Annotated in this window: 17 protein-coding genes and 2 riboswitches; of the genes, 10 read left to right on the plus strand and 7 right to left on the minus strand. The window is 68.5% G+C overall.

The features are described from left to right. The first annotated feature begins 173 nt into the window (after window positions 1-173). Window positions 174-938 (plus strand): TetR/AcrR family transcriptional regulator, encoded by a 765-nt coding sequence (locus tag KDW55_RS27105; RefSeq protein WP_038570824.1) that lies wholly within the window; start codon window positions 174-176, stop codon window positions 936-938. A gap of 63 nt (window positions 939-1,001) precedes the next feature. Here KDW55_RS27105 and KDW55_RS27110 read toward each other — a convergent pair whose 3' ends face one another. From KDW55_RS27110 to KDW55_RS27135, 6 genes are all read right to left on the minus strand, one after another. Then, entirely contained in the window at window positions 1,002-1,712 is a 711-nt protein-coding gene (locus KDW55_RS27110; RefSeq protein ID WP_212161646.1) for a PqiC family protein, read from the minus strand. After that, window positions 1,709-3,304 (minus strand): MlaD family protein, encoded by a 1,596-nt coding sequence (locus KDW55_RS27115; protein ID WP_212161648.1) that lies wholly within the window; start codon window positions 3,302-3,304, stop codon window positions 1,709-1,711. Before KDW55_RS27115 ends, KDW55_RS27110 begins: the two co-directional genes overlap by 4 nt. A 40-nt stretch (window positions 3,305-3,344) precedes the next feature. Beyond that, a complete protein-coding gene (locus tag KDW55_RS27120; protein ID WP_212161649.1) occupies window positions 3,345-4,682 on the minus strand; it encodes a PqiA/YebS family transporter subunit in 1,338 nt (445 codons plus the stop codon). 134 nt (window positions 4,683-4,816) lie between these two features. Further along, the gene (locus KDW55_RS27125) at window positions 4,817-6,289 is read right to left on the minus strand and encodes an efflux transporter outer membrane subunit (protein ID WP_212161650.1); all 1,473 of its coding nucleotides are present in this window, start codon (window positions 6,287-6,289) and stop codon (window positions 4,817-4,819) included. After that, window positions 6,289-9,459, minus strand: a complete 3,171-nt coding sequence (locus KDW55_RS27130; protein WP_212161651.1) for an efflux RND transporter permease subunit — start codon at window positions 9,457-9,459, stop codon at window positions 6,289-6,291. The genes KDW55_RS27125 and KDW55_RS27130 overlap by 1 nt, the downstream gene beginning before the upstream one ends. Beyond that, on the minus strand, window positions 9,456-10,622 hold the full coding sequence (locus KDW55_RS27135; RefSeq protein WP_212161653.1) for an efflux RND transporter periplasmic adaptor subunit: 1,167 nt from the start codon (window positions 10,620-10,622) through the stop codon (window positions 9,456-9,458). The genes KDW55_RS27130 and KDW55_RS27135 overlap by 4 nt, the downstream gene beginning before the upstream one ends. Before the next feature lie 395 nt (window positions 10,623-11,017). Here KDW55_RS27135 and KDW55_RS27140 point away from each other — a divergent pair, with 395 nt between their 5' ends. Beyond that, the gene (locus tag KDW55_RS27140; RefSeq protein ID WP_069242452.1) at window positions 11,018-11,758 is read left to right on the plus strand and encodes a TetR/AcrR family transcriptional regulator; all 741 of its coding nucleotides are present in this window, start codon (window positions 11,018-11,020) and stop codon (window positions 11,756-11,758) included. 146 nt (window positions 11,759-11,904) lie between these two features. On the opposite strand, the gene KDW55_RS27145 is transcribed toward KDW55_RS27140, so the two are convergent. Beyond that, window positions 11,905-12,927 (minus strand): ABC transporter substrate-binding protein, encoded by a 1,023-nt coding sequence (locus KDW55_RS27145; RefSeq protein ID WP_038570797.1) that lies wholly within the window; start codon window positions 12,925-12,927, stop codon window positions 11,905-11,907. 141 nt (window positions 12,928-13,068) lie between these two features. Next, a riboswitch (guanidine-I (ykkC/yxkD leader) is annotated at window positions 13,069-13,190 on the minus strand. 433 nt (window positions 13,191-13,623) lie between these two features. Next, window positions 13,624-13,755, plus strand: a riboswitch (guanidine-I (ykkC/yxkD leader). Between the two features lie 57 nt (window positions 13,756-13,812). Here KDW55_RS27145 and KDW55_RS27150 point away from each other — a divergent pair. The 8 genes from KDW55_RS27150 (at window position 13,813) to KDW55_RS27185 (ending at window position 24,359) form a co-directional block, all read left to right on the plus strand. Next, complete coding sequence (locus KDW55_RS27150; RefSeq protein ID WP_038570788.1) at window positions 13,813-14,568, plus strand: urea amidolyase associated protein UAAP1; 756 nt, start codon at window positions 13,813-13,815, stop codon at window positions 14,566-14,568. 11 nt (window positions 14,569-14,579) lie between these two features. Then, window positions 14,580-15,236: an urea amidolyase associated protein UAAP2 gene (locus KDW55_RS27155; protein WP_006413541.1), complete on the plus strand. Its 657-nt coding sequence runs from the start codon at window positions 14,580-14,582 to the stop codon at window positions 15,234-15,236. 79 nt (window positions 15,237-15,315) lie between these two features. Next, complete coding sequence (gene uca, locus KDW55_RS27160) at window positions 15,316-18,918, plus strand: urea carboxylase (protein ID WP_212161654.1); 3,603 nt, start codon at window positions 15,316-15,318, stop codon at window positions 18,916-18,918. Next, window positions 18,915-20,786 carry an allophanate hydrolase gene (gene atzF, locus KDW55_RS27165; RefSeq protein WP_212161655.1) on the plus strand — a complete coding sequence of 624 codons (1,872 nt, stop codon included), beginning with the start codon at window positions 18,915-18,917 and terminating at the stop codon, window positions 20,784-20,786. Before uca ends, atzF begins: the two co-directional genes overlap by 4 nt. Window positions 20,787-20,848: 62 nt before the next feature. Then, on the plus strand, window positions 20,849-21,823 hold the full coding sequence (locus tag KDW55_RS27170; RefSeq protein WP_212161656.1) for an ABC transporter permease: 975 nt from the start codon (window positions 20,849-20,851) through the stop codon (window positions 21,821-21,823). Window positions 21,824-21,868: 45 nt separating this feature from the next. After that, entirely contained in the window at window positions 21,869-22,780 is a 912-nt protein-coding gene (locus tag KDW55_RS27175) for an ABC transporter ATP-binding protein (protein ID WP_038570779.1), read from the plus strand. Between the two features lie 274 nt (window positions 22,781-23,054). Further along, entirely contained in the window at window positions 23,055-23,321 is a 267-nt protein-coding gene (locus KDW55_RS29795; protein WP_212161658.1) for a hypothetical protein, read from the plus strand. Between the two features lie 177 nt (window positions 23,322-23,498). After that, window positions 23,499-24,359, plus strand: coding sequence for a transporter substrate-binding domain-containing protein (locus KDW55_RS27185; RefSeq protein ID WP_052110933.1), 861 nt, complete (start codon window positions 23,499-23,501; stop codon window positions 24,357-24,359). Window positions 24,360-24,370 lie beyond the last annotated feature (11 nt).

Consider the following 24,370-nt stretch of genomic DNA (forward strand, 5'->3'; position numbering starts at 1 on the left):
TGCGGCGTGCGCGCCTGTCGTTTCAAATGTCTCCACCTTGTCTCCATTCGTCTGTCGATCGCGGCCGTGGCACGCGATGGGATGGGTTTGATGACATTAAAATCATAGATGATGACTTTGTCAATATAGACGTTTGAATCTATACTTCGACGCACGTCAGAACCGGATCCGTCATGTCGAACCCTCCGAAACGGCGCACGCCGAAACGTGCCGCCGCCGAACCCTCCGTTACTGCCGACGTCGCCGCGCCCGTCGCCGAAGAGCGCGAGCCGCGCGGCGCGCGGCGCAAGCGTGAAACCCGCGGGCGCCTGCTCGACGCTGCGCTGAAGCTGATGGCCGAAAGAGGCATGGAAGGCGTGGCCATCAACGAGATCACCGAGGCCGCCGACGTGGGCTTCGGGTCGTTCTACAACCACTTCGAATCGAAGGAAGCGATCTACGAGACGCTCGTGGAGACGGTATTCGGCGAATTCGCCGATTCGCTGGATCGCCTGGCGAACGGTTTGTCCGATCCTGCCGAGGTCGTCGCGGTTGCGGTGCGGCACACGCTGATCCGCGCACGGCGAGAGCCGGTGTGGGGCCATTTCCTGATCCGCGAGGGGTTTTCGGCGCGCGTGCTGACGCTCGGCCTCGGCCAGCGGCTGTTGCGCGACATCGAGCGCGGCATCGCCGCGCAGCGCTTCGTGGTGGCCGATCCGTTCATCGGTTTCCTGTCCGTCGGCGGCACGGTGCTGACCGCGATCGCCGCGGAACTCAATTTCGTTGCGCCCGGCGCGCCGGCCGCCGACGTGCTCGCGCAGCTGGGCTTCAGCGGTGAGCACTTTCCCGAACGCACCGCGGCCACGCTGCTGCAGACGCTGGGGCTCAAGCGCGCGGAAGCCGAGAAGATCGCGAGCCGCCCGCTGCCCGTCGTCGAGCCGGCCGACGCGCCGCAGTGATGCGGCCGGGCGGCCGCGATACCGGCCGCCCGTTCCGGTTCGCCGCGTTGCCGCGGCGCCGGCTCAATCGTCAGACGTGTCTGGCGTGCCGCGGCCCGCGACACGACGCGCGACTGTCGGGTCGGGTCCGCCCGCGCGACAGTCGGCGGGCGCCGCTGCGTGCGTGGCCACCGCGCGAATGCCGGCCGCGATCGCGTGCGCGAGCGCATCGAGCGCGCGGCGATGCGCATCGACGAGCGCATCGTAGCCCGCCGACGCATCGACTCGGACGATGCTGCGGCACGTCAGTGCCCGTTGCGCGGGCGGGGCCGCCGCCGCGGCGCTGACGCTCCAGGTTGCGTCGAGCAGCACGTGCGACGCCGGCCACGATTCGATCCGCTGGACGTCCACGGCGATCCGGTAGACGGGCGTGCCGTCCGGATAGGCAACGCGGTGAACGTCGATCGCACCCAGCCCGGACGCGATGCGCGTCGACAGCCCGTCGCGCATTTCGTCGCCCAGCGGGGCGGCCCAGCGTTCCTGCTCCAGGATGTCGGCCAGGCCGGGGCCGCGCTGCACGACGAGCCGGGTGCCGTCGGCGGGCGCCGCGACGTGCAGGGTCTGGATGTCGATCAGCCATGCGGGATGGGCGGCGCGGTCGCCGCCGGCGCCGGCCGGCGCCGACAGCGTGTGAAAGTGCACGGGCGGCGACGCGCATGCGCTCAGCACGGCAAGCGCGGCGCACGTCGCGATCCGCGCGGTCATGCGAAGGCGGCGAAACAGGCGCGCGTTCATTGCCGGTCTCCCTTCTTGCCGAACAGCAGCGCTTCCGGATGACGCTCCAGATAATCCGCGAGCGCGTTCAACGACTGCAGCGTATGCGTGAGCGACTGCATCGCTTCGTGCACGTCGGATTGCATCGGCGAATTCTGCCGCAGCGTGGACTCGGCCGCGTCGAACGTGCGTTGTGCGGCCGCCAGCGTGTCGTGCGCCTGCGGCACGACCTGCTGGTCGAGATGGCCGAACAATTCGTTCGCATGCGCGAGCGCGCCGTTCAGGTTGTTGCCGATACGGTCGAACGGCACCTGGTCGAGCTTGCGCGCGATGTCGGCGATCTGCACCTGCAGTTCGTCGAGCGTGTTCGGCACGGTCGGCAGCTCCACCGGCGTGCGGTGCACGTCGACGCTCGCACGCGGCGCTTTCGGGAACATGTCGAGTGCGACATAGAGCTGGCCGGTCAGCAGGCTGCCGGTGCGCAACTGCCCGCGCAGCCCCTGTACCACCAGGTGCTCGAGCAGTTCATGGCCGCCGGCCGTGTCCGGTGCAGGGAGCGCCGTGTCGCTGTGCCGGCTCAGTCGCGATGGATACAGCGCCATCGTGACCTTCATGCTGAAGTTGCGCATGCGTTCGTTGTACTCGATGCCGATGTTGGTGACCTGGCCGAGTGCGATGCCGCGCAGGTCGACCGGCGCGCCGACGGACAACCCGCGCAGCGACTGGTCGAAGCGCATCACGACCATCAGCGGTGTGCCGTCCGGATCGCGCATCGCGTCGGCTTCGTCCGGCGCGAGCCGGAACGATGCGTTGTCGGCGGCTTGCGGCGCGTCCGGCTGGCCAGGCGGAGACTGGAATGCGAGCCCGCCGACGACGACCGTCGCGAGTGATTGCGTGTTCAGTTTCAGGCCGTTCGAGTCGAGCCGCAGGTCCACGCCGCTTGCGTGCCACCAGCGCGTGTTGTTGTCGACGTATTTGTCGTAAGGGGCATTCACGAACACCTGCACGTCGACGCCTGTACCTTTTTCGTCGAGCGAGAAGCCGACCACCTGACCGACCTGCAGATGCCGGTAGAACACCGGCGAGCCGATGTCGATCGAGCCGAGCGAGTCGCCGTGCAGCCGATAGCGTCGGCCCTGCTGGTCCGCGGTGACGGCGGGCGGCGTTTCGAGGCCGGTGAACGCGGTTTCCTTCTGCGGGGAGCGGCCGAGGTCCGCGCCGATGTACGCGCCGGAGAGCAGCGTGCCGAGCCCGGAAATTCCGGTCGCGCCGATGCGCGGCCGGACGACCCAGAAGCGCGTGCCGCGGTTCGCGAAGCGCGCGGCATCGCGGGTCAGTTGAATCGCGACGACCACGCGCTTGAAGTCGGGGGTGAGCGTGATGCTCTGGACGGAGCCGATATCGACGTCCTTGAAGCGGACCTTGGTCTTGCCGGCTTCGAGACCTTCGGCGTTGGCGAACGTGACGGTGATCGTCGGGCCGGTCGCGGCGACGGTCCGGATCACGAGCGACAGCCCGATCAGCGCGCATACGAGCGGCACGATCCAGACGAGCGATGGAATCCAGCGGCCGCGCGGCCGGATCTCGGGTTGAGGTAAATCGAACGGATGCATCGTTTTGGAATTCGAAAGAAATCGGCGGGCTGGCGCCCGTTCACGAGGTTCGACGCGCGGCCGTCGGGCCACACGCGCCGTCCCAGATCAGCCGCGGATCGAACTGCATCGACGCGCACATGGTGAGCACGACCACGGCGCCGAACGCGAGCGCGCCGGGGCCGGGCGTGATGTCGGCGAACGTGCCGAAATGCACGAGCGCAATCGTCAGCGCGACGACGAACACGTCGAGCATCGACCAGCGGCCCACGCACTCGACGAGCCTGTGGAGTCGTGCGCGTTCGCGCGGGCGCCATCGCGCGCCGCGATGCGCGGCCGTCGCCTGCAACGCGAGGATCGCGAGCTTGAGCATCGGCACGAGCACGCTGGCGACGAACACGACGACGGCGAGCGCCCAGTCGCCCGACGTCCAGAAGTACGCGACACCGCCGAGGATCGTGTCGTCCTCGGCCCGGCCGAGCGACGTCGCGCGCATGACGGGCAGCAGGTTCGCCGGGATGTAGAGCAGGGCGGCGGCGGCGGCGAGCGCGGCGGTGCGCGCGACGCTGCGCGGGCGCCGCGCGTGCAGCGGCGACCCGCAGCGCGTGCAGCGCTGGCCGTGCGCGGGCGCGGGCTGCACGCGCGCGCAGTGATGACACGCGATCAATCCGGCGGCGTGGGCCGTGAGGCCACTCGAGCCGCTGCTGCCGCCGGTAGCCGGAAGTGCGTCGGGTACCGTGATGCCGCCTGCGGACGGCACCGGATCGTCGGCGTCGGACGGCCGCAGCGCGACAAGTTCGTCGCGCGCATTCCACAGGCCGGCCGGCTCGATCGACGACAGGAACGCGAGCATTCCGGCGAGGCCGGCGAACGCGAACAGCGCGGGCCCGGCGATCACGTGCGCCACGCTCGTCATCTTCACCATCGTGACGAGCACGCCGAGCATCAGCACTTCCACCATGCTCCACGGCCGCAATCGCTGAACGGCATGCAGGACCGGCGCGAAGCGCCGCGGCACGCGCGCTGCGCGCAACGGCGCGAGCAGGTACAGCCACGCGGCCAGCTCCAGCAGCGGAAACAGCATCGTCGTGCCGAACACGAGCACCGCCACGACCGGCTGGCCGTTCGACCACAGCGCGCGCACGGCGTCGGCCAGCGTCGCGTGCGAGACGACGCCGGCCGCGTCGAGCGCGACGATCGGGAAGATTTGCGCGACGCAGTACATGAGCAGCGCGGCAAGCGCCAGCGCGCACATCTGGTCGAGCGTCTTGGGGCCGGGCGCCGCGCCGCTCACGCGCGCGCCGCATCGGGGGCAGTGTGGGACCAGCGCCCGCAGGCGCGGCGGACGCTGGAGCAGCAGATCGCATTCGTGGCATGCGATCACGTTGTCGGGTTTCATCGGGAATCCATCAGGCGGCGTAACGGAAGCGCGACGCGCGACACGCGACACGTCGCGCGTCGGGCTTCGGAACCATGAATGCGCCCGGCGTGGCGCGACAGGCGCGCGACCGGGCGCGTCGGGATAGGCGCCGGCTATTGCCGCGCCACGATCGTCGCGTGGGCGTCGGGCGGCAGTTCGCCCATCGCCTGAAGCAGCGCGGCCGTATCCGTCATCCGGCGGCTCGCGGCGCGCACCGCGTCCAGTTCCGCGCTCAGATAGCGTTGCTCGCTCGCCTGTTGCGCGGACATGGGCACCGCGCCCAGCGCGCGGCGTTGCGCCGTTTCGTCGAAAGCCGCGCCCGCGGCCCGTGCCGCGAGTTCGTTCGCCTCCAGCGCTTGCGCGTCGTTGTCCAGCGCCGCGAGCGAATCGGCGACGTCCCCGAACGCGGACAGTACCGCCGCCTTGTACTGCAGCACGGCCGCGTCGTACAGGTCGCGCGACGCGCGCCGGTGAGCCAGCAGCGCGCCACCGTGGAACAGCGGCTGCGACAGCCCGGCGCCGACCGCCCACAGCCCGCCCGCACCCGACAGCAGCGCGGGCCAACTGAAGCCGCCGCGCCCCATCGACGCGGTGAGCGACAGGCTCGGGAACATCTGCGCGGTCGCCTCGCCGACGTCCGCCGCCGCGGCCCGCACGGCGGCCTCGGCCGCGCGGATGTCGGGGCGCGCTTTCAGCAGGTCGGAAGGCACGGCCACCGGCACGTGTTCCGGCAGCGACAGCTCGGTGAAAGCCGGGATCGGCGGCGGCGCGTCCGGCGTGCGGCCGAGCAGGATCGCCAGCGCGTGGACCGTGCTCGCGCGTTGCTGGCGCAGCGCCGGCAGCGTCGCCGCGAGCGACGCTGCGCCTTGCGTCGACGCCAGCGCCTGCGCGTGGGACATCGCGCCGAGCGCGTAGCGCTGCTGGTCCTCGGCCGCGGATGCTTGCGCGACCGCCACCAGACGCTCGGTCAGCAGGATCTGGCGGTCGAGCGCCGCCGCGCCGATCGCGGCGCCGACGATGTTGGCGGCCAGCGCACGCCGCGCCGCTTCGAGCTCGCAACCGCGCACGTCGACGCGCGCGGCGCTGGCCGCATTCGCATAGCGCGTCGCGCCGAACAGGTCGAACGTGTAGTGCGCCTGCAGCTGTCCGACGAATACGTTGTAACGCAGGCTTTGCGCGCCGGCGCCGGCGCCGGAGATGTCCGGGGTGCGCGTGCGCGCAACCTGCGCGTTCGCGTCGAGCGACGGCAGCGTCGACGCGCCGATCTGCGCGCGCAGTTCCTGCTGTGCGGCGGCGAGCGTTTTCTCCGTCGCGGCCAGTGTCGGATTCGCGCGCAGGCCTTCGTCGACCAGCGCGTCGAGCGCGCTGGAGCGATACAGGCGCCACCATTGCGGAACGGGCGCGGCGCCGACGTCGAATTGCTGCGCGACACCTTGCGCAGTCACCGTCTGCCGCACCTGCGGCTCTGCGCCGTAATGCGCGGGCGACGGCATGGCGGGCGGCGTGCTGCTCGGGGCCAGCGCGCAGCCGCTCAGGCCCAGCGCGGCAGTCGCGGCCAGCGCCGTAGTGATACGAGAGAGTTTCATCAGCATGTCTCCGTGGACGCGATGTCCGTTGCGCGCGACTCGCGTTCGTCGGCGCGCACCTTGAAGCAGGTCGCATAGAGCGCCGGCAGGAAGAAGATGGTCAGCACCGTCGCGATCGTGATGCCGCCCATCAGCGCGGTTGCCATCGGGCCGAAGAAGCCGGAGCGCAACAGCGGGATCAGCGCGAGCACGGCGGCCGCGGCGGTCACCATGATCGGCCGGAAGCGGCGCACCGTCGCGCCGACGATCGCGGCGAAGCGGGGCTGGCCGGCCGCGATGTCCTGGTCGATCTGGTCGACCAGGATCACCGAATTGCGCATGATGATCCCGAACATCGCGATTACGCCGAGCAGCGCGACGAAGCCGAACGGCTTGCCGAACAGCAGCAGCGCGGCGACCACGCCGATCAGGCCGAGCGGCGCCGTCAGCACGACGATGAACGTGCGCGAGAAGCGCTTCAGCTGGATCATCAGCAATGTCAGCACCGCGATGATCATCAGCGGCATCTGCGCGTTGATCGACGTCTGGCCCTTCACGCTTTCCTCGGCCGCACCGCCGATCTCGATCCGGTATCCGGCCGGCAGCGTCGCGCGCACCGGTGCGAGCGCGGCGTCGATGTCGCGCGTCACGCCGATGCTCGGCGCTTCGCCGCGCACGTCGGCCTGTACGGTGACCGTCGGCTGACGGTCGCGCTCCCAGATCACGCCGTATTCGAGCGTGTCGCGCACGTGGCCGATGGCGGAGAGCGGCACCGGGCCGTGCGGCGTCGGGATCGCGAGGCCCGCGAGCTTCGACGGATCGACGCGCTCGCTCTTCGGCGCGCGCAGATCGACGTCGATCAGCTTGTCGCGCTCGCGATACTGCGTGACCGTGTAGCCCGACAGCGTCATCGCGAGGAAGCTCGACACGTCCTCCGACGTCACGCCGAGCTGGCGCGCCTTCAGTTGGTCGATCTCGAACGACACCGAGCGCTCGGCCGGCTCGTCCCAGTCGAATTGCACGTTGCGCGTGCGGCTGTCGGCGCGCACCTTGTCCGCGACCTTTTCCGCGATGCCGCGTACGGTCGCGATGTCGTCGCCGCTCACGCGGAACTTGATCGGAAAGCCGACGGGCGGACCGTTTTCGAGGCGGGCAACGCGCGTGCGCACGGTCGGGAAGCTGTTTGCCAGCGTCGATTCAAGCCAATGCGACAGGCGATCGCGCGCTTCGATGTCCTTGGCCGTGATCACGAACTGGGCGAAGTTCGGTTGCTGGAGTTGCTGGTCGAGCGGCAGGTAGAAGCGCGGCGCACCGGTGCCGACGAAATCGATCACGTGGTCGATTTCAGGGCGGCCGTTCAGCACCTTCTCGAGCCGTTTAGCTTCGCGCAGCGTCGCGTCGAACGACGCGCCTTCGGGCAGTCGCATGTCGACCAGCAGTTCGGGGCGCTCCGAGTTGGGGAAGAACTGCTGCGGCACGCGCGTGAATGCCGCCATCGCAATCGCGAACAGCACGGCTGTCACGCCCAGCACGAGCCAGCGGCGCTCGATGCAAGCCGAAATCCAGCCCGACAGGCGTCGGTAAAAACCGGTCTCATAGACATCGTGATCATGTGCATGCGCACCGTGATGCTGTTGCTCGGGCAGCATGTGATAGCCAAGCAGCGGCACCAGCACGACGGCCGCGAACCACGAAACGATCAGCGAGATCGCCGACACCTCGAAGATCGAGCGCGTGTATTCGCCGGTGCTCGACTTGGCGAGCGCGATCGGCAGGAAGCCCGATACCGTCACCAGCGTGCCGGTCAGCATCGGAAACGCCGTGCTCGTGTACGCGAACGCTGCCGCGCGTGCGCGGGTCCAGCCTTGCTCGAGCTTCACCGCCATCATTTCGACCGCGATGATCGCGTCGTCCACCAGCAGCCCGAGCGCGAGCACGAGCGTGCCGAGCGACACCTTGTCGAGGCCGATGCCGAACGCATGCATGCACAATGCCGTCACGGCGAGCACGATCGGAATCGTGATGACGACGACCATGCCGGTGCGCAAGCCCAGCGACACCAGGCTCACGACGAGCACGATCGCGACGGCTTCACCGACCGCTTCGACGAAGTCGTCCACCGAATGCTTCACCGCATGCGGCATGCTCGACACCGCGGTCAGCTTCAGGCCGGCCGGCAAACCGCGCTGCAGCTCGGCCGCCTTCGCGTCGAGCGCCTTGCCGAGATCGATCACGTCGCCGCCTTTTTGCATCGTGACGCCGATGCCGAGCACCGCATGGCCGTTGGCGCGCATCTGCGTGACCGGCGGATCGTCGTAACCGCGCGTGATCTTCGCGACGTCGCCCAGGCGGAAGGTGCGGCCGTTCACGGTGACCAGCATGTCGGCGAGCGCCTGCGTGTCCTTGAACGCACCGGTCGGTCGGACGAACACGCGATCGTCGGCCGTCGTGATCGTGCCCACCGGCGCGACGGCGTTTTGCGCGTCGATGGCTTGCGCGAGCTGCTGCGGCGTGATCGCGAGGCGCGTCAGCTGCGCATTCGAGATCTCGATGAACACGTGCTGGGCCGGATCGCCAAAATAGTCGACCTTCGCGACGCCCGGCACGCGCAACAGCGCCGTGCGCATCCTGTCCGCATAGTCGTGCAGTTGCGCGGGCGAATAGCCGTCGCCTTCGAGCGCATAGATGTTGGTGTAGACGTCGCCGAATTCGTCGTTGAAGAACGGGCCGACCGTGCCCTTCGGCAGCGTCGCGCGTATGTCGCCGACCTTCTTGCGCACCTGGTACCAGGTTTCCGGCACCTGGTCGACCGGCGCCGAATCCTTCATCGCGAAGAAGATCATCGACTCGCCGGGGCGCGAGTAGCTCTTGATGTTGTCGACGTACGGCGCGGCCTGAAGCTGGCGGCCAATCCGGTCGGTGATCTGTTCCTGCACCTCGCGCGCGGTCGCGCCGGGCCAGTAGGTCTGGATCACCATCGTGCGGAACGTGAACGGCGGATCTTCCGACTGCGCGAGGCGCGTATAGCCGATCACGCCGAAGATCGTCGCGAGGCCGATCAGGAAAATCACCAGTTGCTGATGTTTCAGCGCCCAGGCCGAGAGGTTGAAGCGATTGTCATCGCGCGTTGCGTCGTCGGCGTGTGCGACGTGGCCGCCGTTGTCCGGCGTGCGGTGTTCCGGAGCATTCATGACGTGAGGTCCTCCGCATGCAGCGGCGGTACCACGCGCACGTGCTGGCCGTTGCTCACCGTGTGAACGCCTTGCATCACCACGCGCTCGTTTTCCGCGAGACCCGAGGTGATCGTGACCGTGCGCTCGTCGTAGCGACCGACCGTCACCGGGCGCAGCTCCAGCGTGTCGCTGCCTTTGCGAACGACCCAGACGGCCGGCGCATCGCCGCGATGGAATAGCGCGGTGGCGGGCAGCGTCACGGCGTGGTTCGCGCCGGTGTCGGCGGCGGCGTCGATTGCGATGCTGGCGGTCATCCCGGAGCGCACCTCCGGCCCCGGCGCGACCAGCGTCAGCTTCACGCGCCAGGTGCGGCTTTGCGGATCCGCGACCGCCGCGACTTCCCGCACGCGCGCGTCGTACACCTTGCCCGGCAGTGCCGTCAGGCTGACGTGTGCGGTGCGGCCTACCGCGAGATCGGGCAGGTCGCGCTCCGCGACGTCGCAGACGATGTCGAGGTCGCCGCTCCAGTCCAGATGAAACACGGCCTGCCCCGGCTGCACGTTCTGCCCGGTATCGGCATCTTCCGACGTAATGACGCCGTCGTGATCCGCAACCAGTGTCGCGTAGCGCAGTTGATCGCTCGCGAGCGCCATTTGCGCAAGCGCGGAATCGCGTTGCGCCGCCGCCGACGCATACGCATCCTGGGTCGTTTCCAGCTGGGCAGGGGCGATCAGGTTCGCCTGGGCCTGTGCGCGATCGCGATCCAGCTGCTGCTTCGCATACGCAACGCGATGCTCGGCGGCATCGAGCTGGGCGCGCGCGTTCAGCAGCGTGTTGTGCAGATCCGTCGGATCGAGGGTCGCGACGGTCTGGCCGGCCTTGACGGTGTCGCCGAGGCGCACGCGCCGCTCGACGATCTTGCCGCCGACCCGGAACGACAGCGGCGTCGAATAGCGCGCCTGAACCTGCGCGGGCAGCACGCGCTGCGCCGAACCGTCGGACGCATGGACGGGCAGCGCGACCACGGATTGCGGCTCGGGCGCGGCGGCCTCGTGCGAGTGGCAGGCGGTGAGCAGAATCGCACAGCACGCGAGCGCGATCGGGGCACGCCGAACCGGCAGTGCGATGCGTGTCAGAAACGGGCGCGTCGAAGTCCGCGCGTCAAGACCGGGTGATTTCACGATGTTTCCAGGACAAGTGAGGGGTCAACTTAAAAAGGGTTAGGCGACGACGGCAGGTCGCCCCGCCTTATGCAGGCGGGCGCGTGCGTTTCCGCCGACGTACGCCTGACGATCAATCAGTACTCCGATGTTCAAAGTGCAGACAATTCCGTTTCATCGCGCGTGTCGATCCGGCTGGACGCGCGCTGCGGTGGTCGAGCGTGCGTCGGCGTGGCCGTTCGCACGTCGCCATCGTTCATCGGCGCGAGTCGGATGCCCGTCGGACGCGGCGCTGGACCGGAACCGGTTCTGCGATTTCCGAGATTAAACTCATAACTGATAAAGTTGTCAAGTATGAGTGAGTAATCTAGAATTGCGCCATGCAGAAGATTCTTTCGAACAACGGAGGCGCGCTCATGGACGACACACCGGCCCGGTCTCGCCGCTCGAGCACGTCAGCAGGCGACGCGCCACCGCGTCAGCCGCGCGGGGCGCGGCGCAAGGAAGCGACACGCATGCGCCTGTTGCAGGCTGCGTTCGCGCTGATGGCGGAAAAAGGGCGGGACAACGTGGCGATCAGCGAGATCACCGAGACGGCGGATGTAGGGTTCGGCTCGTTTTACTACCACTTCGATTCGAAGGACGGCATCTTCGCCGCGCTGACGCAGTGGGTGTTCGACGATTTTGCCGACGGGCTCGAGCGGCTGGCGAGCGGGTTGTCCGATCCGGCCGAGGTCGTTTCCGTGTGCGTGCGTCACACGCTGATGCGCGCGCGCCGCGAGCGGCTCTGGGGGCGCTTTCTGATGCGGGAAGGTGTGTCGGCGCGCGCGCTCGACCACGGGTTGGGCCAGCGGCTGAGACGCGACAGCGAGCGCGGAATCGCGGCGCGGCGCTTTGTCGTCGGCGATCCGTTCATGAGCGTGCTCGCGATGACGGGCACGATCCTCGCGGCGATCGCGGCCGACGCCTATGCAGCCGACGCAGCGGATTCGGCCGATGCGGGCGCCGCCGCGGCGCCGTCCGGACACGACAGCCGGCTCCCCGAGCGCGCGGCGGCGGTCGTATTGCAGACGCTCGGCCTCACGTGGGCGGAGGCGCGGGACGTGGCGAACCGGCCGCTGCCGCCGGGCGATTTCGCCGCCGCATCGAGCGGATGACCGGCGGGTGCCGCGCGGCAGGGTCGCGTCGGCCCGGCCGCCCAACCGTCACGGCGATCGGCCGGGCATCGTTGCATGCGTCCGAATAGATCGCGGCTGCTACCGGCGCGGCGCGGTGCGTCACTGCGCCGGTGTGCGTGCTGCCGTCAATGCGCGTCGACGAATCGCGGATCGATATACGCGTCGACGTCCTGCGACTGCTTGTACACGGCGTTACGCACGTTGAACGCATTCGCGTTGCGCGTCGAGCCGTAGATCGAATCGAGGCCGTCGCCCTTGCGGAACGCGCGCTTCGCGGCCGCCTCGTCGAGCAGGTGCGTGCCCTTCAGCAGCGGCAGATATTGCGCCGGCGCGAGCCCGACGCGCGCCGACATGATCTTGACCGCATCGGCCTGCGTCTTCGGATCGTTGATGTACGCGACGCAGCGATACCAGACCTTGACGACCTTCGCCCAGTCCGCGCGGCGCGCGGCGAGGCTCGCCGGTGCGACCGTGATCGCATCGTAGATCAGCCCGGGCGCATCCGCCGACGTGAAGATCGCGCGTGCGCCGGGCGCACGCTTCAACGCCTCGCCGGCGTTGGGTTGCCATGCGGCTACTGCGGCGATGTCGGCCGACGAACCGAGCACCTGCGGCAACTCGTTGGTTTTCGCGTTCACGAGCGTGACGTCGCCGTCCTTGAGCCCGTGCTTCTGCAGCGCGGTCTCGAGCAGCAGATGATCGACGAGGCCGAGCTCGACGCCCACCTTCTTGCCCTTCAGCGCCTCGACGGTGCGCAGCGGCGGCTTCGCGACGATCATGTCGTTGCCGGCCGAATAGTCGGTCAGCAGGATCATCACGTTCTTCGCGCCGGATGCACCCGTCACGAGCGCATCGCCGTTGGTCGCCGCGACCGCGTCCAGCTTGCCGGCCGAAAACGCGTCGAGCGACGCCGAATAATCGAACCATTCGAAATCGACGTCGACGCCGGCCTCCTTGAACCAGCCCTTGTCGAGCGCGACCTGGAATGCGACCCAGCCCGGCCAGTCGCTGTAGCCGATCTTGAGCGGGGCCGCCGCCTGCGCGGCGGGCGCCGCCCATAGCGCGGCAGCCGCGACGGCGGCGCCGAAGGCATGACGGATGAAACGGAGGGACGGGAGGCGGCGCAGCGCCGCGGCGGGACGGGTCATCGTTGTTCTCCAGGAGACCGGGTTCGGGGATCGTCGATACGGAGCGTGCGCGAGCACACGTTCCGGCTGCGTGACCGGTTCCTGCGGATGCGGAACGAACGAAGCGGCCACGGAGAGGCGCGACGGCCGTTGCCATCGCCAATCTCCCGGGCTTTTGTCCCGCCGTGTAGCACGCGTGCATCCGGTCTCGCGATCGGACGAACCCGCGCCGGGCTGCTCTCGGACCAGACGTTCGATGAACCGGAACCCTAGCACCCCTAAGATGCGACTCCGCCGCACCTCTCGGCACCATGCCGAGCGAGAAGCGTGCCAACGGCGCGCGCCACCGCGCGTCAACGGCGGCGCATGGTGCGCTGAAGTTCGATGAAGCGGGCGGCGAACAGCGCGCTCAGTGCGCGCCGGAGCAGGTCGAGCTTGTTCATGAAGGATCGCGCATCGAGTGACGGTGCGCCACTTTCAGCAATGCCCATGCCATCGCGGCGCGGCCGGTGCGCGAGCGCGTGGTGCGCACTGCGCCGGTGCGCGACGGCGTGCGCATGGTGCGCTGCGCGCCCGCTGCGAGGGCACGCGCATGCGTCGGCGCATCGGATGTCGCACGGCATCGCGCCGCCGGGCCGCGTTGCGTGGTGATCGCGCCGCGGCTGGCACGCAACTCGCTTATTCGACGCCCGAGAGGTGCGAAGCAATTTGCATCATCTTCAGGATCGCTAGGGTTCCGGTCGTGCGGCGTGCGCCGCGCGATGCCTGGTCCGAGAGCAATCCGGTCTTGCCTTCGCCTCGATCCGAGGAAACGGCGAGGCTCCACGGAGGGATAAAAGCCCGGGAGGTCGCGATGTCGTTCTGTCGCCCTCTCACGCCCTTTGTCCAACCGACCACGGAGCCGTCATGTCGCCGAGCCCCCAAGCCGTCCTCGCCCCGCCGCCACACGTCGCGTGGGAAATGCTGATTCCCGCCGGAACCCACTGGTCCGGCATCCTGCGCCGCGGTCTCGCGCTGCGCATCGTCGACGTCGACGGCGGCGCGAACCTGTCCGCCGTCTTTCATCGTCAGGAAGACCTGCTCGAACGCTACAACATGGCCGACACGCTGAAGGCGCAACACACCGCGCATCTGACGCGCGGCCATGCGCTGTACACCGACATGGGGCGCGTGATCGCATCGATCACGGCCGATACGCTCGGCTGGCACGATCCGCTCGGCGGCGTCGGCGATGCGCGGCTGTTCGCGCAGAAGTACGGCACGTCGTCGTATCAGGCCGATCGCAACGGGATGATTCGCAACGGCCGCGACAGCCTCGTGCTCGAGCTCGCGAAGTACGGACTGTCGGCGCGCGATCTCGCCGCGAACGTCAATTTCTTCAGCAAGCTGGCCACACGCGACGACGGCGCGCTCGAATTCGTCGCCGGACATTCGCCTGCCGGCAGCGCGTTCGACTTGCGCTTCGAGATGAATACGCTCGCGGCGTTCTCGACCGCACCGCATCCGCTCGACCCGCGGCCCGACTATGCGCCGAAACCCGTGAAGCTGATCGCATATCGCGCGTATCCGGCCGACGGCGCGGCCCCCGACGACGACCTGTGCCGGCGCGCATGCGCGGAGAACGCGCGCGGCTTCACCAACACCGACCGTCTGTTTGCATGAGGAGCGAGACCATGCCGATCATCGAAAGCCGACTCGATCCGCGCAACGCGATTCACGATGTCACGCTGAATGCGGGCGACCCGTGGCTGCACGACCTCAAGCGCGGGCAGACGTTCCGCATTCTCGACCTGGAAGGCAACCAGGCCGTCGACACGCTGTTCTACCGCAGCGACGACCCCGAGGAGCGCTACAGCGCGCAGGACACGATTCGCGCGCAGCGCAACCTGTACCTGAGCGCGGGCAGCGTGCTCGTGTCGAACCGCGGCAACCCGATGGCGACGATCGTCGCCGATACGTGCGGCCGACACGACACGCTCGGCGGCGCGTGCGCGGCCGAGAGCAACACGGTGCGCTATGCGCTCGACAAGCGCTACATGCACAACTGCCGCGACAGTTTCCTCAACGCGATCGCGCACTGCACATGCGGCGCCGGCGCGCGGCTCACCAAGCGCGACCTGGTCGGCAACGTCAACTTCTTCATGAACGTGCCGGTCACGCCGCTCGGCGGCCTCACGTTCGAGGACGGTATCTCCGCGCCCGGCAAGTATGTCGAGATGCGTGCGGAGATGGACGTCACGGTGCTGATCTCGAACTGCCCGCAACTGAACAATCCGTGCAACGGCTACAACCCGACGCCTGTGCGCCTGATCGTGTGGGAGGCGGAATGAACGGCCGCCACCCTCACTATCGTTTGCTTCCCGCCAACGGGGCAGTCGCGTCCGTTGGGACGAAGCCGCGGGAGGCAACATGAGATTCGCGAAAGTCCTCGTTGCGAACCGCGGCGAAATTGCCTGCCGCGTGATCCGCACGCTGAAGCGCCTGGGCGTCGCGTCGGTCGCGATCTATTCGGATGCCGATCGCGACGCGCGCCACGTGGCGCTCGCCGATGAAGCGGTGCGTGTCGGCCCCGCACCCGCGGCCGACAGCTATCTGAACGTCGCGGCGATTCTCGCCGCCGCGCGCGACACCGGTGCGCAGGCCGTGCACCCTGGCTACGGCTTCCTGTCCGAGCACGCCGGCTTTGCCGATGCGTGCGAAGCGGCGGGCCTGCGCTTCATCGGGCCGAGCGGCGATCACATGCGCGCGTTCGGCCTCAAGCACACCGCGCGTGAACTCGCCGCCGCGCACGGCGTCGCGCTGCTGCCCGGCACCGGGCTGCTCGGCGATGTGGAGACGGCGCTCGCCGAGGCGGACGCGATCGGCTATCCGGTGATGCTCAAGAGCACTGCGGGCGGCGGCGGCATCGGCATGTCGCTGTGCCGCGATGCCGCGCAGCTCGGTGCGGCTTTCGAATCCGTCGTGCGACTCGGCACCGCGAACTTCGCGCATGCAGGCGTCTATCTGGAGAAGTTCGTCGAACACGCGCGGCACATCGAAGTGCAGATCTTCGGCGACGGCCGAGGCGGCGCGATCGCGCTCGGCGAACGCGATTGCTCGGTGCAGCGCCGCAACCAGAAGGTGATCGAGGAAACGCCCGCGCCCGATCTGACCGGCGCGGAACGCGACGCATTGCACGCGAGCGCGGTGCGGCTCGCGCGCGCGGTGGGTTACGCCTCGGCCGGTACGGTCGAATTCGTGTTCGACGCGACCGCTCGGCGGTTCTATTTCCTCGAGGTGAACACGCGGCTGCAGGTCGAACATTGCGTGACCGAGGAAGTGACCGGCGTCGATCTCGTGGAATGGATGATCCTGCAGGCCGAAGGCGACCTGCCGCCGCTCGACACGCTTGCCGTTGCGCCGCGCGGTGCGAGCATCCAGGTGCGGCTCTATGCGGAGGATCCGCACAAGCAGTTCCAGCCCAGCGCAGGGCTGCTCACGCACGTATCGTTTCCGCAGAACGTTCGCGTGGACGGCTGGATCGACGCGGGCACGGAGATCAGCGCGCACTACGATCCGCTGCTCGCGAAGCTGATCGTGCGCGGCGACACGCGGCGCGATGCGCTGGCCGCACTGCGGGCCGCGCTCGACGATACCGAGCTGTACGGGATCGAGACCAATCTCGACTATCTGCGCGCTGTCGTCGGCTCCGACACGTTCGCGCGCGGCGCACCGACGACGGCCTTCCTGTCGCGCTTCGCGTTCGCGCCGCACACGCTCGACGTGCTCGACGGCGGCGTGCAGACCACCGTGCAGCAGGCGCCGGGGCGCGTCGGCTACTGGAGCGTCGGCGTGCCGCCGTCAGGACCGATGGACGATCGCGCATTCGACCTCGCGAACGCGCTGCTCGGCAACGCGCGCGACGCGGCCGGGCTCGAATTCACGATGGTCGGCGCGACGCTGCGCTTCAATACCGCGACGCTCTTCGCGCTCGGCGGCGCACCGTTCGCGGCCACGCTCGATGGTGAACCCGTGCCGTTCTGGCAGGTCGTGCGTGCGCGCGCGGGCGCGGTATTGAAACTGGGCGGCGTGACGGGCGCGGGCGTGCGCGCGTGTCTCGCAGTGAAGGGCGGGCTGCAGGTGCCCGACTATCTCGGCAGCAAGGCGACCTTTACGCTGGGCCAGTTCGGCGGCCACGCCGGCCGCGCGCTGCGCAAGGGTGACGTGCTGCATCTGCACGCGGACGCCGGGCGTGGCGACGCCGGCGCGACGCTGGCCGCAGCCGACGTTCCCGCGCTGACGCATGCGTGGACGCTCGGCGTGCTCGACGGTCCGCATGGCGCGCCCGACTTCTTCACGCCGGACGACATCGCGATGCTGTACGGCACGCAGTGGACCGTCCACTACAACTCCAGCCGAACCGGCGTGCGGCTGATCGGCCCGAAGCCGCAATGGGCGCGCGCGGACGGCGGCGAGGCGGGGCTGCATCCGTCGAATATCCACGACAACGCGTATGCGATCGGCGCCGTCGATTTCACCGGCGACATGCCCGTGATTCTCGGCCCGGACGGGCCGAGCCTCGGCGGCTTCGTGTGTCCGGTGACGGTCGTGCGCGACGAGCTGTGGAAGCTCGGGCAGTTGCGGCCCGGCGATACCGTGCAGTTCGTGCGCGCGGGCACCGGGATGCCGGCTAACGCGGCAGCGCAGTCGACGCGTGAGATCGCCGCCGTAGCATCCGGCTCGTCCGACGACTGCGTGCTTTACCGCGACCCGTCGGCCGGCGGCGGCATCGGCGTCGTCTACCGGCGCTCGGGCGACTGCAACGTGCTCGTCGAATACGGGCCGCTCGTGCTCGACCTGAACCTGCGCTTTCGCGTGCACGCGTTGATGTGCTGGCTCGACGCGCACCGGCTGCCCGGCATGCTCGACCTGACGCCCGGCATCCGCTCGCTTCAGGTGCAGTTCGACGCGCGGACGCTGCCGCTTGCCCGGCTGCTCGCGCATCTGCAAGCTGCCGAGCGCGAACTGCCCGACGTAACCGACATGCGCGTGCCGAATCGCATCGTCCATCTGCCGCTGTCGTGGGACGACCCGTCGACGCGCGTGGCGATCGAGCGCTACATGCAGTCGGTGCGGCCCGATGCGCCGTGGTGCCCGAGCAATATCGAGTTCATCCGGCGCATCAACGGCCTCGCGAGCATCGACGACGTGAAGCGCATCGTATTCGACGCGCGCTACCTGGTGATGGGGCTCGGCGACGTCTATCTCGGTGCGCCCGTCGCGACGCCGATCGATCCGCGGCACCGGCTCGTGACGACGAAGTACAACCCCGCGCGCACCTGGACGCCGGAGAATGCGGTCGGGATCGGCGGCGCGTATCTGTGCGTGTACGGGATGGAAGGGCCCGGCGGCTATCAGTTCGTCGGCCGCACCGTGCAGATGTGGAATCGCCATCGCACGACGCGCGAATTCGAGGCCGGCAAGCCGTGGCTGCTGCGTTTCTTCGACGAGATCCGGTTCTATGAGGTCAGCGAGGCCGAGCTGAGCGCGTTGCGTGCGGATTTCATCGCGGGCCGCGCGACGCTCAAGATCGAGGAATCGGTGTTCGACCTGCGCGCGTACAACCGCTTCCTGCGCGATGAAGCGGATTCGATCGCCGCGTTCAAGGCGACGCAGCAGGCCGCATTCGACGCGGAACGCGAACGCTGGCGCGCGGCCGGCCATGCGGAATACGTCGGTGACGCGGAGCACGGCGACGCGCAAGCGGACCGGGTAGAGGGCGCACTCGACGACGCGCAGCGCGCGATTGCCGCGGACGTGTCGGGCAGCGTGTGGAAGGTGCTGGTCGAACCCGGCGAACGCGTGACCGAAGGGCAGGTCGTCGCGATCGTCGAGTCGATGAAGATGGAGGTGGCGGTGACGGCAACGGAAGACGGCACGATCGAGACGATCGATTGCGCGCCCGGCACGGCGGTGGTGGCCGGCCAGCGGCTGATGGTGATGAAGGCGGGCGCCGCCGAGGAGGTCGCATGAGCACGGCCGAACGCTCGATCCTGCCCGGCTTGCAGTCGATTGCCGCGCTGCGCGCGCGCTACGCGGCGGGCGACCTGACGCCGCATGCGCTCGTCGACGCGATCGCCGCGCACTTCGACGAGGGCGACCCGCACCATGCGTGGATCCGGCCGCTCACGCGCGACGAGATGATGGCGTACGCCGACGCGCTGGCCGCACGCGACATCGCATCGTTGCCGTTGTACGGCGTGCCGTTCGCGATCAAGGACAACATCGACCTCGCCGGCATCCCGACGACGGCGGCCTGCCCCGCCTATGCGTACACGCCGGCGCGCAGCGCGCCGGTGGTCGAGCGGTTGATCGCGGCCGGCGCGATTCCGGTCGGCAAGACGAATCTCGACCAGTTCGCGACCGGTCTCTCGGGGCAGCGCTCGCCTTACGGCGCGTGCCGCAACGCGCTCGACCCGCGCTACGCGTCGGGCGGCTCGAGTTCCGGCTCGGCGGTGGCGGTGGCGCTCGGCGTCGCGACGTTCTCGCTCGGCACCGACACCGCCGGCTCCGGGCGCGTGCCCGCCGCGTTCCACGGGCTCGTCGGGCTCAAGCCGACGCGCGGCGTGCTCAGCACGCTCGGCGTCGTGCCGGCCTGCCGGTCGCTCGATTGCGTGTCGGTGTTCGCGCGTTCGGCCGACGACGCGCGCACCGTGTTCGCCGCCGCGCACGGCGTGACGGAAGGCGATCCGTACGCACGCGCCTGGCAGCCGCTGTTGGGTGCGGACGGGTTGCGTGCGCAGCCGGCACGCCCGCTCGCGCAATCGCGTTTCGGCATGCCGCGTGCCGATCAGCTCGAATTCTTCGGCGACGATTCGTACCGCGCGGCCTGGGGCGCGGCGCTCGAACGGTTGCGCGCGACCGGCGCACGGCTCGTCGAGATCGACTTCGGCCCGTTCCTCGCCGCCGCCCGGCTGCTGTACGAAGGCCCGTGGGTCGCCGAGCGGCTCGCGGCGATCGGCGCGTTTGCCGCGCGCGAGCCCGATGCGCTGCATCCGGTGATTCGTGAAATCGTCGGCGGCGCGGCGCGCTTCAGCGCCGCCGATGCCTTCGCCGCCTTCGACCGGCTCGCGGCGCTGCGCGTCGACGCGGCCCGCGCATGGGACGGCGTCGACGCGATCGTGATGCCGACTTCGGCGACGACCGCGACCGTCGATGCGCTGGAAGCCGATCCGATCGCGATCAATTCCCGCTTCGGCTACTACACGAACTTCGTGAACCTGCTCGACCTGTCGGCGATCGCGGTGCCTGCCGGCACGTGCGCAACCGGACCGCATGCGGGCTTGCCGTTCGGGATCACGTTCGTCGGCCGCGCGCACGACGACGCGCGTCTGCTCGATCTCGCGCATGCGTGGGGCGACGGCGCTGCCGCGGTCGCCGACGTTCGGCCGTCTGCGGCAGCGACGTCGGCGCGTGAAGCAGCCGCGGGTGTCGTGCGGGTGGCCGTCGTCGGTGCGCATTTGCGCGGCGAACCGTTGAACTGGCAGCTCACGCAGCGCGGCGCGCGGTTCGTCGCCGCGACGACGACCGCGCCGGCCTATCGGCTCTACGCGCTGTCCGCCGCCGCGAGCGGCGGCGTCGCGAAACCGGGCCTCGTGCGCGTGCGGGAAGGCGGCGCGCCGATCGCGGTCGAGGTCTGGGAGATGCCGGTCGACGCGTATGGCAGCTTCGTCGCCGGCATCGCGGCGCCGCTCGGCATCGGCACGCTGACACTCGCCGACGGCTCGCGGGTGCAGGGCTTCCTGTGCGAGAGCGTAGCGCTCGACGATGCGCAGGACATCACGCGGTTCGGCGGCTGGCGCGCTTATCGCGCACAAGCCGGCGGCGGCGCACTGCAATGAACGCACGGTCGCGCGATGCCCGTGCATCCGCGGCCGGCACCCGAAACGATACGGAGAATCCGATGACAACGACCCGCAACACGAACGGATGGCTCGCCGTGCGGCGCGAGCTGACGACGCGCGGAAAATGGACGCTCGGGCTGGCGTCCTTCCTGCTGCCGTTCGCCGTCTGGTGCCTGATCAGCTACGTCCCGTTCGTATGGCACCCGCAGGTGCGCATCACGAATCCCGGCAGCGTCGACTATTTCCAGGCCAGCATGCAGGTCGAGCGCGACGTGTTCGACGACGAGCTTGCGCATGCGCGGGCCGCGCACACGGCGGTGCCCGAAGGCGAGCGCGCGAATCCGGTCTACCTGCCGGCGCCGCATCAGGTGCTGCGTGCGTTCTACACGGCGTTCACGACGCCGCCCGCGTCGCGCGACGGTGTATGGCTGCACGAAAGCCTGTGGCACAGCATCCGCATCATCTTCTGGGGCTTCGTGATTTCGTCCGCGATCGGCGTGCCGCTCGGCATCGTTTGCGGCACGTTCAGCGCGCTCGCGCGGCTGCAGGAGCCGTTCCTGGAGTTCTTCCGCTATTTGCCGGCGCCGGCGTTCGGCGCGCTGATGGTCGCGATTCTCGGCATCTATGACGCGCCGAAGATCGCGATCATCGTGATCGGTACGCTGTTCCAGCAAGTGCTGATCATCGCGAACACCACGCGCAAGCTCGAATACGGGCTGTTCGAAGCCGCGATGACGCTCGGCACGAAGAAACTGAAGCTGCTTACCCACGTCGTGATTCCGGGCGTGCTGCCGGACCTGTATCGCGATCAGCGGATCCTGCTCGGCTGGGCCTGGACTTACCTGATCGTCGCTGAGCTCGTCGGCACGAGCTCGGGCATCACGTGGTACATCAGCCAGCAGGCGCGCTACCAGCATTTCGACAACGTGTATGCGGCGATCCTGATGATCGGGATCATCGGCCTCGGCACCGACATCGTGCTCGGGCTGCTCGGCCGCCGGCTTTTTCCGTGGGACCGCACGCTGAAAGCGTGAACGCCGTCCGCACGCACCCAACGACCGATTTGAGCAGAGGGCATCATGCAGAACCCGCAAGCCATTCCCGATTACCTGATTCAATCCGACGCGGTGCGCGAGCGCTTCACACGGCTGAAGGCCCGCGAAGTGATACTCGACGTGCGGCACGTCGGCAAACGCTTCACGACGCCGCAGGGCGAATGCGTCGCGCTCGACGACATCAGTTTCCGCACGCACCGGCGCGAGTTCGTGTGCGTGATCGGCCCGTCCGGCTGCGGCAAGTCGACGTTGATCCGGATCCTGGCCGGACTCGATGCGCAGACGAGCGGCGAGGTGCTGCTGGACGGCAAGCCGGTGGACGGGCCGGGCGCCGATCGCGGGATGGTGTTCCAGGGGTATACGCTGTTTCCGTGGCTCACGGTGAAGAAGAACGTAATGTTCGGGCTTCGCATGAACGGCAGCAGCAGCAGCGTGGCCGAGCGCGAGGCGCTGCAGTGGCTCGATCTCGTCGGGCTGACGCGCTTCGCCGACGTGTATCCGCACCAGTTGTCGGGCGGCATGAAGCAGCGCGTGGCGATCGCGCGCGCGCTCGCGAACCGTCCGCGCATCCTGCTGATGGACGAACCGTTCGGCGCGCTGGATGCGCAAACGCGTGCGAAGATGCAGACACATCTGCTCGACATCTGGCGCAACATCGACGTGACGATCCTGTTCATCACGCACGACCTCGACGAGGCGATCTTTCTGGCCGACCGGATCCTGGTGCTGAAGGCGAATCCGGGCGGCGTGCAGGAACTGATCGAGGTGCCGGTGCCGCGGCCGCGCGATTATTCGCAGGTCAATACGCCGGAATTCATCGCGACGAAGGCGCGACTCGAAGCGCTGATTCATCCGAAGGAGGCCGCGCCGGTCGAAGATGACGGGATCAAGCCGCACATGATCCGGATGACGGACGTTGCGGATAACGTCGAATAGCGGCGTGTAGCTTGGAGCGTGCAGCGCCGGGGTTCATACCGCACGCGACGCGCTCGACGCACTCTACCGTGCGCTGCGGCACGACCGCGCATGCGAGCCGCAAACCCGGACACATCGCCTTGCTGGAGCGCGCTGGAATAGATCACGCGATCACGCGATCGCGCCGCTCGAGATTTTTCAACGCCGGCAGCGGGCGGTCGAGATAGCGCTACCCGCTGTCGAAGTCGTCTTCGACGAACCGGCCGACGTCTTGTCGTTCCAGTCGAGCAGCGCGATGCGCCGCGACAGCGGCAGCGTATCCGAGCGGCCTCCGATGCGGCGGCGTCACGCGCGCGAAGCGCGCCCGCAGGTCCAGTTGCATATTGCGCTGGACGTCGATCCGTTCGGCATCCACCGGCGCCGGCACCTGCTGCACGTCTGTTTCGGACAGGAAGCCGCACGCGAGCAGACACCCGGCATCCTCTCGCGTCTGATCGAATCCCGGATTTGTCTAGTCATCCTGCGGATTCGATCGCTCGGCGTGCACCAACTCCGTGCCTGAATTCGCTGCCGAGACGCGCTGCTGCGCCCCGAAATTAGGGGATTTCCCGCGCTTTGCCGGTTTTTTTTGATCACTGCTTGTCGGGCCGTTTTTCTTCTTGCATGCTTGTATAGACAAATTCCTGAGGCAGCTTGCTGCTCCGAAGGGATGGCGAACTTCAACGCAAGGAGAAATCTCGTGAACGGCAAGCGCATCAACTGGGCAATCAGGACGATCGGCATCGTCGCGGCTGCGGCGGCAACACTTGCTGCACCGGTACAGGCGAAGGAGTGGAAGACCGTCACGGTCGCGCTCGAAGGCGGCTACGCGCCGTGGAACCTCACGCTGCCGGGCGGCAAGCTGGGCGGCTTCGAACCGGAGCTGCTTGCCAATGTGTGCGAGCGGATCAAGGTGCAGTGCAACATGGTCGCGCAGGACTGGGACGGGATGATTCCCGGCCTGCAGGCCGGGAAGTTCGACATCCTGATGGACGCGATCTCGATCACGCCGGAGCGCGAGAAGATCCTGCTGTTCTCGCGTCCGTATGCGGCGACGCCGGCGACCTTCGCCGTCACCGATACGAAGATCCTGCCGAAGGCGGCGCCCGGCGCCCCGATCGTCAAGCTGACCGGCGATGCGAACGCCGACAAGCCGACCGTCGACGCGCTGCGCAAGCAGCTGAAGGGCAAGACGATCGGCATCCAGTCGGGCACGGTCTATACGAAGTTCATCAACGACAGCTTCAAGGACATCGCGTCGATCCGCGTGTACAAGACGTCGCCCGAGCGGGATCTCGACCTCGTCGCGGGGCGTATCGATGCGTCGTTCGACGATGTCACGTACTACGCGGCGAACAATGCGAAGAAGGACAACGCATCGATCGTACTCGCGGGGCCGAAGCTCGGCGGACCGATCTGGGGGCCCGGCGAAGGGCTCGCGTTCCGCAAGCAGGATGCCGACCTGAAGACGAAGTTCGATACGGCGATCGGCGCGGCACTCGCGGACGGCACGGTGAAGAAACTGGCCGACAAATGGTTCAAGACCGACGTCACGCCGTAAGCGGGTGATCC

It is taken from the genome of Burkholderia sp. AU19243 (assembly GCF_018148075.1).
In the GTDB taxonomy this organism is placed as follows: domain Bacteria; phylum Pseudomonadota; class Gammaproteobacteria; order Burkholderiales; family Burkholderiaceae; genus Burkholderia; species Burkholderia latens_A.